The sequence below is a fragment of the Pseudomonas sp. KBN10P06128 genome (assembly GCF_037574945.1).
Taxonomy (GTDB): domain Bacteria; phylum Pseudomonadota; class Gammaproteobacteria; order Pseudomonadales; family Pseudomonadaceae; genus Pseudomonas; species Pseudomonas aeruginosa.
Genome location: NZ_JBBELR010000001.1, coordinates 2,325,279 through 2,339,005, shown reverse-complemented (window position 1 = coordinate 2,339,005; position 13,727 = coordinate 2,325,279). Strand labels below are relative to the sequence as shown.

At 67.1% G+C, this 13,727-nt stretch carries 14 protein-coding genes; 6 read left to right on the top strand and 8 right to left on the bottom strand.

The window, feature by feature from the left end; translation table 11 throughout:
* Positions 1 to 63: 63 nt before the first annotated feature.
* The gene (locus VQ065_RS11155) at positions 64 to 834 is read right to left on the bottom strand and encodes an NAD-dependent deacylase (RefSeq protein ID WP_003086618.1); all 771 of its coding nucleotides are present in this window, start codon (positions 832 to 834) and stop codon (positions 64 to 66) included.
* 12 nt (positions 835 to 846) lie between these two features.
* Entirely contained in the window at positions 847 to 2,247 is a 1,401-nt protein-coding gene (gene ddaR, locus VQ065_RS11150) for a transcriptional regulator DdaR (protein WP_340080400.1), read from the bottom strand.
* Positions 2,248 to 2,456: 209 nt separating this feature from the next.
* Between ddaR and ddaH the strand changes: the two genes are divergently transcribed.
* Both ddaH and VQ065_RS11140 read left to right on the top strand, forming a co-directional pair.
* A complete protein-coding gene (gene ddaH / locus VQ065_RS11145) occupies positions 2,457 to 3,221 on the top strand; it encodes a dimethylargininase (RefSeq protein WP_003086612.1) in 765 nt (254 codons plus the stop codon).
* A 104-nt stretch (positions 3,222 to 3,325) separates the two neighbouring features.
* Positions 3,326 to 4,744, top strand: a complete 1,419-nt coding sequence (locus VQ065_RS11140) for a basic amino acid/polyamine antiporter (protein ID WP_003082465.1) — start codon at positions 3,326 to 3,328, stop codon at positions 4,742 to 4,744.
* Position 4,745: 1 nt separating this feature from the next.
* Here the strand turns inward: VQ065_RS11140 and VQ065_RS11135 are convergent, their stop codons facing one another.
* Together VQ065_RS11135 and ttcA are read right to left on the bottom strand one after the other, a co-directional pair.
* A complete protein-coding gene (locus VQ065_RS11135; protein ID WP_003086605.1) occupies positions 4,746 to 5,417 on the bottom strand; it encodes a DNA-3-methyladenine glycosylase I in 672 nt (223 codons plus the stop codon).
* 46 nt (positions 5,418 to 5,463) lie between these two features.
* Positions 5,464 to 6,288 carry a tRNA 2-thiocytidine(32) synthetase TtcA gene (ttcA, locus tag VQ065_RS11130; protein ID WP_003082462.1) on the bottom strand — a complete coding sequence of 275 codons (825 nt, stop codon included), beginning with the start codon at positions 6,286 to 6,288 and terminating at the stop codon, positions 5,464 to 5,466.
* A gap of 102 nt (positions 6,289 to 6,390) precedes the next feature.
* Here ttcA and VQ065_RS11125 point away from each other — a divergent pair, with 102 nt between their 5' ends.
* The 3 genes from VQ065_RS11125 to VQ065_RS11115 all read left to right on the top strand — a co-directional run bounded on the left by VQ065_RS11125 (position 6,391) and on the right by VQ065_RS11115 (position 8,407).
* Complete coding sequence (locus VQ065_RS11125; protein ID WP_003086602.1) at positions 6,391 to 6,984, top strand: DNA-J related domain-containing protein; 594 nt, start codon at positions 6,391 to 6,393, stop codon at positions 6,982 to 6,984.
* A 158-nt stretch (positions 6,985 to 7,142) separates the two neighbouring features.
* Complete coding sequence (locus VQ065_RS11120) at positions 7,143 to 7,742, top strand: Yip1 family protein (protein ID WP_003082455.1); 600 nt, start codon at positions 7,143 to 7,145, stop codon at positions 7,740 to 7,742.
* A 167-nt stretch (positions 7,743 to 7,909) separates the two neighbouring features.
* Complete coding sequence (locus VQ065_RS11115) at positions 7,910 to 8,407, top strand: SprT family zinc-dependent metalloprotease (RefSeq protein ID WP_003082453.1); 498 nt, start codon at positions 7,910 to 7,912, stop codon at positions 8,405 to 8,407.
* 1 nt (position 8,408) lies between these two features.
* Here VQ065_RS11115 and VQ065_RS11110 read toward each other — a convergent pair whose 3' ends face one another.
* The 4 genes from VQ065_RS11110 to VQ065_RS11095 all read right to left on the bottom strand — a co-directional run bounded on the left by VQ065_RS11110 (position 8,409) and on the right by VQ065_RS11095 (position 12,565).
* Positions 8,409 to 9,590: a CaiB/BaiF CoA transferase family protein gene (locus tag VQ065_RS11110; protein WP_003086599.1), complete on the bottom strand. Its 1,182-nt coding sequence runs from the start codon at positions 9,588 to 9,590 to the stop codon at positions 8,409 to 8,411.
* Between the two features lie 88 nt (positions 9,591 to 9,678).
* On the bottom strand, positions 9,679 to 10,818 hold the full coding sequence (locus VQ065_RS11105; protein WP_003082447.1) for an acyl-CoA dehydrogenase family protein: 1,140 nt from the start codon (positions 10,816 to 10,818) through the stop codon (positions 9,679 to 9,681).
* Positions 10,819 to 10,919: 101 nt separating this feature from the next.
* Positions 10,920 to 11,939 carry an LLM class oxidoreductase gene (locus tag VQ065_RS11100; protein WP_003086595.1) on the bottom strand — a complete coding sequence of 340 codons (1,020 nt, stop codon included), beginning with the start codon at positions 11,937 to 11,939 and terminating at the stop codon, positions 10,920 to 10,922.
* A complete protein-coding gene (locus tag VQ065_RS11095; protein WP_003086592.1) occupies positions 11,936 to 12,565 on the bottom strand; it encodes a glutathione S-transferase family protein in 630 nt (209 codons plus the stop codon). The genes VQ065_RS11100 and VQ065_RS11095 overlap by 4 nt, the downstream gene beginning before the upstream one ends.
* A gap of 201 nt (positions 12,566 to 12,766) precedes the next feature.
* Here VQ065_RS11095 and VQ065_RS11090 point away from each other — a divergent pair, with 201 nt between their 5' ends.
* Entirely contained in the window at positions 12,767 to 13,657 is an 891-nt protein-coding gene (locus VQ065_RS11090; RefSeq protein ID WP_023098704.1) for a LysR substrate-binding domain-containing protein, read from the top strand.
* The last annotated feature ends 70 nt before the right edge of the window (positions 13,658 to 13,727 follow it).

Genomic DNA, 13,727 nt, shown 5'->3' with positions numbered 1-13,727 from the left:
CCGTGTCTCATTAGTTTTACTAGCGGGCTAATTTGCCTTCTCGATCAATCCTATGCAAGTTTTTTATCGATAAATGTGACTTACCACCTGCGGCATGATGTCTAAGGCTCGTCCTGTCATTTTCACATCGACCCGCTCGCTGAGCTCGGTCACGCCAGGATTCACCTCCGCGGTGAAGCCTCCCGCCTGCCGCGTGCGCAGCACCGGTTCGACGATATAGGGGAAGCTCGCGGTGGTTCCCACCACCAGCACCGCATCGAAGCCTTTGCGCAATTCGCGGTACAGGGTATCGATCGCCTCTTCCGGCAACATTTCCTCGAACAGCACCACCGGTGGCCGCAGCACCCCGCCGCAAGCCGCGCAGCGCGGCGGCAACTGGCCGTGCAGATGTTCCTCCAGGCCGCCGCTCTCGGCACCGCAGGACTGGCAGTAGAGCGGCGCCAGTTCGCCATGGATCTCGATCAGCCGCTCGGCCGGCGAGCCGGCCTGGCGATGGAAGCCGTCGATGTTCTGGGTCAGCACCCAGCATTCCGGCTTGCGCTTCTGCAACTCGGCGATGGCTTCGTGGCCGGCGTTGGGTCGGGCCGCCAGGCAAGCCTTGCCGAGTTCCGCGAGGTACTTCCAGCACAGCACTGGATCGCGCCGCAGCATCGGTCCGGAAAGCGCCGCCTCGATCGGCAGCCCCTCTTCCGTGCGACCGTTGTAAAGACCGCCGAGGCCGCGATAGGTGGGCATACCGGAGTCCGCGGAGAGGCCGGCGCCGGTGATGACCAGGATGCGTTCGGCGCGCCGCAGGGCCTGGGCGACGGTGGCGATCGGGCTGTGGCTGTCCATGGTTGGCTCCTGTCAGGCTGGCGGATCGAGGGAAGCCGGCAAGCCGAGCCGGCGCATGCGCCCGAGCAGGGTCGTGCGCGGAATCCGCAACCGGGCGGCGGCCCGGGAGAGATTGCCGCGCGCCTGGCGCAAGGCGTCTTCTATCAGGTTGCGCTCCTGTTGCGCCAGCGCCTCGCGCAGGCCTCCGACCGCCGCGCTGTTCATCGAGAGCGCGGCCTCGCCGCCCACGGCCTCGGCGCCGTCGTCGGCGAACGCCACCTCATCCAGCAGTGCGCCGCCCTCCCCGTGCAGCAACAGGCTGCGTCGGATCACGTTTTCCAGTTGCCGGACGTTGCCCGGCCAGTCGCTGGCCAGCAACTGCGCCAGCGCCCGTTCGCCAAGGGCGGTGACACGTGGGTTGAGGCTGCGCGCATCGCGACGGACGAACGCCCGTGCCAGCAGTTCCACATCGCCGGGGCGCTCGCGCAGCGGCGGGATGCACAGGCTGCCCACGTCCAGACGGTAGTACAGGTCCTCGCGCAGGCGTCCCTCGGCGATCGCCTGGCGCGGCGGCTGGTTGCTCGCCGCGATCAGGCGTACGTCGGCCCGCTGCGGGCTCAGGCTGCCCAGAGGCAGGTAGCTGCCGTCCTGCAGGACCCGCAGCAGCTTGCTCTGCATGGCCATCGGCATGGAATTGATCTCGTCGAGGAACAAGCTGCCGCCCTGCGCCAGGGCGAACATGCCCTTGCGGTTCTCGGCGCCGGTGAAAGCGCCGCGGGTGGTGCCGAACAGGGTACTTTCCAGCAGCGTCTCGGGAATCGCCGCGCAGTTCAGGCTGATCATCGGACCGCTGCGTCGCGGGCTCAGGGCATGGGCGCGACGGGCGAACAGTTCCTTGCCGGTGCCGGTCTCGCCATGGATCAGCAGCGGCAGGTCGGTGACCGCGAAAACGTCCAGGCGCTGCAACTGCCGCAGCAGGCTCGGCGCCACGCTCAGGATGTTCGGGCAATCCGCCAGGCCTGCGGCCTCTTCGGTCTCGGCGACGACTTCGCCGAGCTCCATCGCGCCGAGCAGGCAACCGTCGCGCCCGCGCAGCGGGATCGCCCGGTGGCGATACTGCAACAGCTCGCCGCCGGCCCCCACGTAGGCCTGCAGCGTATCGATCGACGGCCGCCCTTCGGCCAGGCAACGCAACAGCGTGCTTTGCTCGGCCGCCAGCCAGGGAGCGCTCTGCAACAGGTGCATGCCCAGCGCCCGCTGCGGGTCGAGACCATCGAGCAGGCCGCTGGCACGGTTGTAGTAGACGAAGCGACCGGAGGGGTCGACCACCGTGACCGGTTGCCGCAGGCCGTCGAAAATCGGCGCCAGGCAGTCCACCAACCAGGCCAGTTCACCGCTTCGCGTGGAAATCGTCGGCTCCTCGACAAGCGCCATGCTCTCCCCCTCGGTTTCCCGGATGTCGAAATCTCGTCAGTTGTCCCATCTTCGACGCAGCGCGACCGAGCATCCTTGGCGTGGATCAACCAAGCCCTCGGAAAACCAGGAAATCCTCCGATTTATCAAGGATTTCCAAGGCAATTCCCGGGCGTTGGCTGGCGCGTGGCTTGCAACGACCTCGTCGTCCCCACACGAGGAAAATCGTCATGTTCAAGCACATCATCGCTCGCACGCCCGCCCGCAGCCTGGTCGACGGCCTGACCTCCAGCCACCTCGGCAAGCCGGACTACGCCAAGGCCCTGGAGCAGCACAACGCCTACATCCGCGCCTTGCAGACCTGCGACGTGGACATCACCCTGCTGCCGCCGGACGAACGCTTCCCCGACTCGGTGTTCGTCGAGGACCCGGTGCTCTGCACCTCGCGCTGCGCCATCATCACCCGCCCCGGCGCCGAATCGCGGCGCGGCGAGACCGAGATCATCGAGGAGACCGTGCAGCGCTTCTATCCGGGCAAGGTCGAGCGCATCGAGGCACCCGGCACGGTGGAAGCCGGCGACATCATGATGGTCGGCGACCACTTCTACATCGGCGAATCGGCCCGCACCAACGCCGAGGGCGCCCGGCAGATGATCGCGATCCTGGAGAAACATGGCCTCAGCGGCTCGGTGGTACGCCTGGAAAAGGTCCTGCACCTGAAGACCGGGCTCGCCTACCTGGAACACAACAACCTGCTGGCCGCCGGCGAGTTCGTCAGCAAGCCGGAGTTCCAGGACTTCAACATCATCGAGATCCCCGAAGAGGAGTCCTACGCCGCCAACTGCATCTGGGTCAACGAAAGGGTGATCATGCCCGCCGGCTATCCCCGGACCCGCGAGAAGATCGCCCGCCTCGGCTACCGGGTGATCGAGGTGGACACCTCCGAATACCGCAAGATCGACGGCGGCGTCAGTTGCATGTCACTGCGCTTCTGAACCATGCCGCGGCGGACCGACCCGCCGCCTCCCGCCGTCGCACCCCGGCGCAGGCTCCGCCTGCGCCTGGCGCGACATACCGGATGCAGTTTCGGAGGTGCCACATGGCCGATTCGGACAAGGGAAAACTGGGGCTGCCGGCGCTGACCGCGCTGGTGGTGGGCGGCATCATCGGCAGCGGCATCTTCAGCCTGCCGCAGAACATGGCCGAAGGCGCAGGCGCCGGCGCGATCCTGATCGCCTGGGCGATCACCTTCGTCGGCATGCTGACCCTGACGCGGATATTCCAGTGGCTGTCGACCACCCGCCCCGAACTGGACGACGGCGTCTACGGCTACGCCCGCGAAGGCTTCGGCGAATACCTGGGGTTCAATGCCGCCTGGGGCTACTGGATTTCCGCCTGGGTCGGCAACGCCGGCTACCTGGTGGTGCTGTTCAGCGCCCTCGGCTCATTCGGCGCGCTGGCCTTCTTCGGCGACGGAACCACCTGGCCGGCGCTGCTCGGCGAATTGACGGTGCTCTGGCTGATGCATGCCTTCGTCCTCCACGGCGTGCACAACGCGGCGATCACCAACGCTATCGTAACCCTCGCCAAGGTGGTGCCGATCGCCCTGTTCATCCTCTGCGTAGCCCTGGCCTTCCGCATCGAGACCTTTCACCTGGACTTCTGGGGCAGCCCGGCACTGGGCAGCGTCACCCGCCAGGTGGAAACCACCATGCTCTACACCGTCTGGGTATTCCTCGGCATCGAGAGCGCCACGGTCTATGCCAGCCACGCGCGGCACGCGGCCGATGTCAGCCGCGCAACCCTGCTCGGCTTCGTGGTCACCCTGCTGTTGCTGGTCTGCGTCTCGGTGCTGTCGCTGGGCGTGGTGCCGCAGCACGAACTGGCGCAGATGAAGAACCCCTCGATGGCCCAGGTGATGGCCGCGGCGGTGGGCCCCTGGGGCGCCACGCTGATCAACGTCGGGCTGATCGTTTCGGTCGGCGGCGCGCTGCTGGCCTGGACCATGCTCGCGGTGGAAATGCTCTACCTGGCCAGCCGTGGCCCAACGCACACCGCGCCGGCACTGTTCGGCCGCACCAATGCGGTGGAAACCCCAGCGCCGGCACTGTGGCTGACCAGCACGCTGATCTCTGCGCTGCTGCTGGTGGCCTTCCTCAACGCCTCGGGCTACAACGCGCTGATCCAGTTGGCCACCTCGATGGCGCTGATCCCCTACCTGCTCTGCGCCGGCTTCTGCCTGAAGCTGGTGGCGCGCCGCCCGCACTCGGGCGCGATGCTGGCGCTGGCGCTGTTGGGGACGCTCTACGGGGTCTGGCTGATCTACGCCGCCGGGCTGAAATACCTGCTGCTGTCGATGATCCTCTACGCGCCGGGCCTCGGCTTCTTCCTGCATGCCCGTCGCCAGCGCGGCCTGCCGGCGTTCGGCAATCGCGCCGAAGGCAGCGTCGCGGCGCTGGTGCTGGTCCTCGCGCTGGCGGCGCTGTGGATGATCGGCAGCGGTCGGCTGAGCCTCTAGCTCAGTGATTGACCGTATGCGCCAGCATCACCGACAGCTGGCACAGCGGCCGGCCGCTCTCCTCGCGCCACTGGTTGAAGGCTCCCTGGACGGCCGCCAGGTCCTTGAGGCTGGTGGGCGGTTTGTCGATGATCTCCTGGGCCTTCAGCGCGGCGACCATGTCGTCGCTGGGAATGAAGGTATCCTTGCCGGCCATCCGCAGGAAACGCGGCGCCGACAAGCCGCCGAGCTGGTTGCCGCGCTTGGACAGCAGCTTCCACAGGCCGACGATGTCGGTTTCCGGCCAATCCGCGAGGAAGTTGCCGAAGCTGCCATGCTCGCGGGCCAGGTCGAGCACCATCTGCGCATTGCGCGGCACGCTCTTGAGCTTGCCCAGGTGGCGGATCAGGCGGGCGTCCTGCATCAGCCGCTCGAGATGCTCGGCGCTCATGAGCACGACCTTCTGCGGATCGAAGCCGAAGAACACTTCCTCGAAGGCCGGCCACTTGGCGTCCACCAGGCTGTGCTTGAGGCCGGCGCGGAAGATCCGCAGGCTGATCAGCGACAGGTAGCGGTCGTCACCCACCGCGCGCAGCTCGGCGGCGCTCTTCGGCTGCGGCAGGCGCGCTTCCAGCGCCTCCCTGGAGCCGAAGCGGTTCAGGCAGTATTCGTACATCCAGGCGTAGTCGCGCATCGGGAATCCTTGCAGACCGGAGAGAAGAACTGACCCGCGGCGCGGCTCAGAGGTTCATCACGTCGAGGAAGCGCGGCGTGGCGTTCTCGTCGATGCGCAGGTTGGCGAAGTCGAACAGGTTGCGGTCGGCCAGTTGCGACGGCACCACGTTCTGCAGGGCGCGGAACATGATCTCGGTACGCCCCGGCGACTTGCGTTCCCATTCCAGCAGCATTTCCTTGACCACCTGGCGCTGCAGGTTCTCCTGCGAACCGCAGAGGTTGCAGGGGATGATCGGGAACTCCTTGAGCTGGGAATAGGCCTCGATGTCCTTCTCACTGCAATAGGCCAGCGGCCGGATCACCACGTTGCGCCCGTCGTCGGCCAGCAGCTTCGGCGGCATGGCCTTCAGGGTGCCGCCGTAGAACATGTTGAGGAAGAAGGTCTCGAGGATGTCGTCGCGATGGTGACCGAGGGCCATCTTGGTCGCGCCGATCTCGTCGGCGAAGGTGTACAGCGTGCCGCGGCGCAGGCGCGAGCACAGCGAGCAGGTGGTCTTGCCTTCCGGGATTTTCTCCTTGACCACCGAGTAGGTGTCCTTCTCGACGATGTGGTACTCCACGCCGATCGACTTCAGGTACTCCGGCAGGACGTGCTCGGGAAAACCGGGCTGCTTCTGGTCCATGTTCACCGCGACGATCTCGAAGCGGATCGGCGCGACCTTCTGCAGGTAGAGCAGGATGTCGAGCATGGTGTAGCTGTCCTTGCCGCCGGACAGGCAGACCATGACCTTGTCGCCATCCTCGATCATGTTGAAGTCGGTGATGGCCTCGCCGGCCAGGCGGCGCAGGCGCTTCTGCAGTTTGTTCTGATTGACCGAAAGGGTGCCCATGGTGCTCTGGAATCCGGGTGTTCGAGGAGAAAAGCTGGCTATTTTACGCACAAAGCGACGCCGACCCCAGCCCCTCCCGACGCCCGATGCTAGTCTTGCCCCATGACTCCCGACCTCGACCACCGCCTCGACCTCGCCGGGCAGATCCACTGCCTGCTGCGCGAGCATCCCGAGGGGCTTTCCGAATACCAGCTGATCCAGCTGCTGAAGGCCCGCCATTCGACGCATATCCCCCATCGCGAACTGGCCGACAAGCTGGTGCTGTTCCGCACCCATTTCCTCCTGTTCAACGCGCTCTACCACCTGCGCGACCACCTCTGGGCCGAGCGCGAGGCGCACCTGGAGATCAGCCCGCTGAGCCTGCGCCTGCATCCTTACGTGGATGGCACGCAGGCGCTGGAACAGGGCGATCCGCTGCGCGACTACTACCTCGACCTGCGCCACCTGGGAGAGACCAGCGAGGCCGACGTCGAGCGGCTGCTGCAGAGTTTCTGGACGCGCATGCAGGGCAGCGAGGAGAAGGCTGCCGCCCTCGCCCTGTTCGAGCTGGAGGGCGCGGTCGACTATCCCGCCATCAAGCTGCGCTACCGGCAACTGGTCAGCCAGCACCATCCCGACCGCGGCGGCAGCACTGCGCGCCTGCAATCGATCAACAAGGCGATGGAAATACTGCAACGCTATTACAGCCGGCCGTGAAGCTTCGATTTGCTCTAACCCCGCGAGCGACGCGGGCTCGGGCCGTTCCTATACTGCGACATAAGGTCGCATAGGTCGGCCGAGCACCGGGTGGCGCTGTCCATGCGCGCCCGGCGCTTCGCTGGGGGGCGACCACATAAGAACGAGGAGGAAACGGCATGATCCATCATGTATGGGGGCTCTTCACCCATCCCGATCAGGAATGGCAGGAAATCCGTGGCGAAGAAGAAAGCATCAGCCACATGTACCTGACCCACATCCTGATCCTGGCTGCCATTCCGGCGATTTCCGCCTATATCGGCACGACCCAGGTCGGCTGGGTGGTCGGCGGCGGCGATCCGGTCAAGCTGACCCAGGCCAGCGCGTTGCAGATGACGGTCCTCACCTACCTGGCGATGCTCGCCGGGGTGGCGGTGATGGGCGCGTTCATCCACTGGATGGCGCGGACCTACGACGCCAACCCGAGCCTGACCCAGTGCATCGTGTTCGCCGCCTACAACGCCACTCCGCTGTTCATCGCCGGGCTGGCGGCGCTGTATCCGCACCTCTGGCTGGGAATGATCGTCGGGGTGGCGGCGATCAGCTACACGGTCTACCTGCTCTACGTGGGGATTCCCACCTTCATGAACATCCACAAGGACGAAGGCTTCCTGTTCTCCAGCTCGGTGCTGGCGGTGGGCCTGGTGGTGCTGGTGGCGATGATCGCCCTGTCGGTGATCCTCTGGGGCAGCGGGGTCGGCCCGGAATACACCAGCTGACGTCCAGCGAACGCATCGTACGACCGGGCCGCGGGTAACCGCCGCCCGGTTTTTTCTTGCCCGCCGCCGCGCTTGCCTGATCCTGCACCCCGGACGAGCGGTCGTCCCGACGCCTGCGCCCGCCCTCCTGTCTCCGGCATAATCGCCCGCTGCTGGAGTCTTCCCGAATGCCCGAACACCTCAACGCCCGCGTCGAGGCCTGCTATCGGCAGGCCGAACACTTCTTCCAACGCAGCTTCCCCCGCCCGACCGTCAGCTTCCGCCTGCGAGGCCAGAAAGCCGGGGTCGCCCACCTCGACGAGAACCTGCTGCGCTTCAATCCCCAGCTGTACCGCGAGAATCGCGAGCACTTCCTGGAACAGACCGTGGCCCACGAAGTCGCGCACCTGATCGCGCACCAGTTGTTCGGCCCGCGCATCCGCCCCCACGGCGAGGAGTGGCAGTTGATCATGCGCGGCATCTACGGCCTGCCGCCGGACCGCTGCCACACCTACGCGGTCAAGCGCCGCGCCACCACCCGCTACCTGTACCGCTGCCATTGCCCGGAGCACAACGACTTCCCGTTCTCCCCGCAACGCCACACCCTGGTGGCCAAGGGGCGCCGCTACTACTGCCGGCGCTGCAAGGCGACCCTGGTGTTCACCGGCGAAGTGCTCCGCGAGTGATTCAGGCGATGGCCCCGGCCGCCTTCAGCTCGGCGATCCGTTCGGCGGAGTAGCCCAGGCCTTCGAGCACCGCCACGGTGTCGGCGCCGAGCGCCGCGCCGATGTGGCGAGGCGCCGGCAGGCCGGCGGAAAACTTGAGCGGACAGGCCATCTGCGCCTGGCTGCCGCCGTCCGCCAGCGGCACCCGGGCGACCAGCCCGCGCGCCTGCAACTGCGGGTGCTCCAGCGCCTCGGAGAGCGGCAGCAGCGGCTCCACGCAGGCATCCAGGGCGGCGAACACCGCCTGCCATTCGGCGAAGTCGCGTTTCTCGAACTCCATCTCGATCTCGCGCTTCAGCGCCCGCTGCTCTTCCGGCTTCGGCGACAGGCCGCGGGCGGCCAGTTCCGGGCGGCCGATGGCGGCGCAGAATTGCTGCATGAACTGCGGTTCCAGGCTGCCCACCGAGAACCAGCGGCCATCGCGGGTGCGGTAGTAGTCATAGAAGCTGCCGCCGTTCAGCGCCAGCGCCTCCATCTCCGGCTCGACCCCGGCCGCGAGATAGCCTGCGCCGGCCATGCCGTTCAGGCTGAAGGCGCAGTCGGTCATGCTGATGTCGACGAACTGCCCCTCGCCGGTCTGCTGCCGGTGGATGACCGCCGCCAGCAGGCCCATCACGCCATGCAACGAACCACCGGCGAGGTCCGCCAGTTGCACCCCCAGCGGCAACGGGCCACGCTCGCGGCGCCCGGTGTAGCTGGCGACGCCGGCCAGCGCCAGGTAGTTGATGTCATGCCCGGCGCGCTCGCGGTACGGCCCGGTCTGGCCGTAGCCGGTGATGGCCACGTAGATCAGCCGCGGGTTCGCCGCCTTCAGCGCCTCGTAGCCGACGCCGAGCTTGTCCATCACCCCCGGACGGAACTGTTCGAGGACGATGTCGTATTCGCGTACCAGCTCCAGCACCACCTCGCGTGCGCCCTGCCGCTTCAGGTCGAGGCCGATGGAACGCTTGTTGCGGTTCAGGTAGGCATGGCTGGCCGAGGTGCCATCGACGTGCGGCGGCAGCACCCGCACCAGGTCCATGCGCCCGGGCGACTCCACGCGCAGCACGTCGGCCCCCATGTCGGCCAGCAGCAGCGAGGCGAACGGCCCCGGCAGCAGGGTCGAGAAATCCAGCACTTTCAACGATGACAACGGGCCTTTCATGCTCCCTCCTCTGGGTCGCCGGGCATTGGTCGGGATCGCCTGCCGAGCAGCCTATCCACCCGCTGCGCGGCGCGACATGGCCGTGGCGTCAGAGCTTCATGCCGCGGCTGATGATCTCTTTCATGATCTCCGAGGTACCGGCGAAGATCCGCTGGATGCGGGCGTTGGCGTACATCCTGCAGATCGGATACTCCCACATGTAGCCCCAGCCGCCATGCAGTTGCACGCCTTCGTCGACCACCTTGCCCAGCAGCTCGGTGGTGAACAGCTTGGCTTCGGCGGCGACCTCGGGGGACAGCTTCTTCTGGTTGTGGTCCATCACGCAGCGGTCGGTGAAGACCTGCGCCACGTCGATCTGGGTACGCATTTCGGCGAGCTTGAAGCGGGTGTTCTGGAAGTGCGCCACCGGCCGGCCGAAGGCCTGGCGCTCCTTCACGTAGTCTATGGTCGCCTGCAACGCCGCCTCGGCCCCGGCCACCGCGCCGCAGGCGTTGGTCAGGCGCTCCTGGGCGAGCATGTTCATCAGGTAGAAGAAGCCGCCCTTGGCGTCGCCCAGCAGGTTTTCCTTCGGCACCCGCACATTGTTGAAGAACAGCTCGGCGGTGTCCTGGCTCTTCATGCCGAGCTTCTTCAGGTTGCGCCCGCGCTCGAAGCCTTGCATGCCGCGCTCCACCAGGAACAGGCCCATGGCGTGCTTGTTCGCCGGATCGGTCTTCGCCGCGACGATCACCAGGTCGGCCAGCAGGCCGTTGGAGATGAACACCTTGGAGCCGTTGAGCAGCCAGTGGTCGCCCTTGTCCACCGCGGTGCTGCGCATGCCGGCCAGGTCGGAGCCGGCGGACGGCTCGGTCATGGCCACGGCGAGGATGGTCTCGCCACGGACGATCCCCGGCAACAGGCGGGCCTTCTGCTCGGCGCTACCGTATTCGGCGATGTACGGCCCGCACAACGCCGAGTGCAGCGGGATCATGAAGCCCGGCTCGTTGATCCGCGCCAGCTCCTCGCACATGATCTGCTCGTAGCGGAAGTCCTTGAGCCCGGCGCCACCGTACTCCTCGTCCGCCCAGGGCAGCAGGAAGCCCATCTCCCCCGCCTTCCTCCAGACAGCGCGGTCGACCACCCCGGCCTCTTCCCAGGCGTCCTGGTGCGGCACCACCTCTTTGTCGAGAAAGGCGCGGAAGGCATCGCGGAACAGGTTGTGTTCGGTCTCGAAGATCTGCCGTTGCATGTACGGGGACTCCCTGCGGTCAGTGGTTCCGCAGGGTAGGCGGCGCCGGCCGGCGCCCTCAATGACGCGAGCGCTCAGGCTCGGTTGACCGAATCGGTCAGCTACCAGTCCATGCTCGCCGGCTGCACGCCCGGGTGGGACGGGAACAGCGGCAGCACCTCCTCGGCCAGTTCCTGGATGACTTCCGCTGCCGGCCTGGCGGAGAACTGGATGCCCAGGGCGGCATGGTTGACGCCCGCCGCACGCCATTCGCCGAGCAGCTCGATCAGGCCGTTGCGCCCGGTGCGCAGGACGTAGCCGCCGTGCAACGGCGTACGCGGATACGCCGGGTCGTCCACCAGGTCCAGCCATTCGTTGGTCATGTGCGGGCGGAACCCGCCGTCCGCGATGGACATCCTCCAGGCGCGGATCTTCCCGGCCAGGCGACGTGGCCCGGACGCATCGACAGTCGACTCCGGATAGGTCAGCCAGCCATCCGCCTGGCGTGCCAGCCAGTCCGCCGGCTGCCGCGCGGAGCCGGTGACGACCAGCGGGATGGCGCCGGCCGGCGGACGCGGCAACAGTTCGGCGTCGTCCAGCGTACCGAGCGGCGAGGCGACGTGCCGGCAGCCGTGCAGCAGTTGGCGCAGGTAGTCCAGGCCCTGGGCGAACCGCTCGCCGCGCTGCGCATGCTCCAACCCGTAGGCGGGGAACTCCACCGGCCGGTCGCCGGAGGCGAGGCCCAGCACCAGGCGTCCGCCGGACAACCGGTCGACGCTCGCCGCGGCCTTGGCCAGGTCGACCGGTTGGCGCAGGGAAAGCACCGCGCTGCCGGTGGCCAGGGCGATACGGCGGGTCCGCGCGGCCAGATAGCCAAGGTAGGTGAACGGATCGAACACTTGTCCGGCATCGCCGAAGCGTGGGTCGAACAACGGTACGTCGCGTACCCAGACGGCGGCGAATCCCAGTCGATCGATGTCTTCGACCAGCCGCGCCTGGCCCAGCAGCACCCGCATATCGCCCTGGTAGAAACGCAACGGCAGGAACAGGCCCAGGGTCAGCGCGTCTGCGGCGAACATGCGCCGATAGCCAGGGTGCCCGACGAAGGCCGGCGCCGAGGCGCCTTGCAGCAGGGCGCTCATGGACCCACCGCCGGTTCCGGCAGGACGATCCCGCGCTGCACCGCAGGCCGCAGGGCCATGCGCCGGTGCCAGTCGTCCAGGTGGCGATAATGGCTGAAGTCGAAGTCGACGATCCGCGCCGTATGGGTCCAGCCGAAGGTGGCGATATCGGCGATGGAGTATTGCTCACCGGCCAGCCAGGGCCGTCCGGCCAGGCGCTGGTCGAGGGTGGCGAAAACCTCCTCGGAGAGCCGCCGATAGCGTTCGATGGCCGGCGGGTACCGCTCTTCGGCGAAGATCTCGAAATGCACGCGCTGGCCGAGGATGGGCCCCATGCTGGAAGCATGGAAAGTCAGCCAGGTCAGGGCCTCCCAGCGTTCCCGGGGGGCGTCGGGAAGCAACCGCCCGCTGGTCTCCGCCAGGTACTGCAGGATCGCCGCCGACTCGAACAGGGTGATGCCGGCGGCCCGGTCTACCAGCACCGGTATCCGGCCATGTGGATTCAGGTGCAGGAATTCCGGGCGGCGTTGCTCGCCATGGTCGATGCGAACGTGGTGCAGTGCGTAGGGCAGCCCCAGTTCCTCGAGGGCGATGGTGATCTTGAATCCGTTGGGTGAACTGTCGCTGTAGAGCTGGAGGGAAGGCATGGCAAGTATCCTTGCAGCGCTGGACTATCCGGCGCCTGGGCGATGGGGGCGGCGCCGACCGGGGAAACCGCCTCGGCCGCTTCCCGCACACCGAAGAAAGCAGCTAGGCTAAAGTCTCTCGTTTCGCCACACATGCTGAAGCCCGGGTCGGCGGATGAAAAACGATCCTTTCTACAACCTGTTTATAGAAAAACTGAATTCATGGGTGCCGTCCTCCCGCTCCTCGCGCTACGCGCTTTCGTCGAAACCGCCCGCCATGGCAATCTCACCCGCGCGGCCGCGGCCATGGGCGTCACTCCCGGCGCGGTAAGCCAGCAGCTCAGGGCTCTGCAGGCGCGCACCGGCGTCGTCCTGTTCCAGCGCTTCAGCCATGGCATGCGCCTGACGCCGGAGGGCGAGCAGGTCTATCCCGGCCTCCGCCAGGCCTTCGAGCAGATCACCGCGAGCCTTGCCCAGCTGGAGGCGATCAATGCCCGCCAGACCCTCACGGTCAGCACCGAGCCCTCCTTCGCCGCCACCTGGCTGGTGCCGCGCCTCGGTCAATTCAGCGCGTCGCACCCGCAGGTGGAAGTCCGCGTGGAGGCTACGGCACTGCTCGCCGACCTGCGCCGGGAACGAATCGACGTCGCCATCCGCCACGGGCTCGGCGACTACCCCGGACTCGACGTGCAGGCGCTGATGGCCCCGCCGCTGATCCCGGTGGCCAGCCCGCGCCTGCTGGCGGAAGGCCCTGAGATCCGCGAAGCGATCGATTGCCTGGCCTACCCGCTGTTGCAGGAGTCGGAGCGCAATGACTGGCGCCTGTGGCTGCGGGCGATGGGGGTGGAGGACGACCCGCGCAGCGAGAGAGGTCCGGCTTTCGCCGACGACCTGCTGCTGGTTCGCGCCGCCGAGACCGGCCAGGGTATCGCGCTGGTACGGGAGATCCATGCCCGCGCCGAGATCGCCAGCGGCCGCTTGGCGGTCGCCCTCGAGCGGCCCTGGCCGAGCCGCTTCGCCTATTACGCGGTGAGCCTGCCAGGAGCGGCGCAACGAGCGCCCCTCTCGCTGTTCCTCGCCTGGCTGCGCGAGCAGGCCGCCGCCGAGGCATAAAAAAACCCGCCACGAGGGCGGGTTCGAAGGGCGGCAGGGAGCTCTTCACTTCCCCCTGCCGAACAGGTTT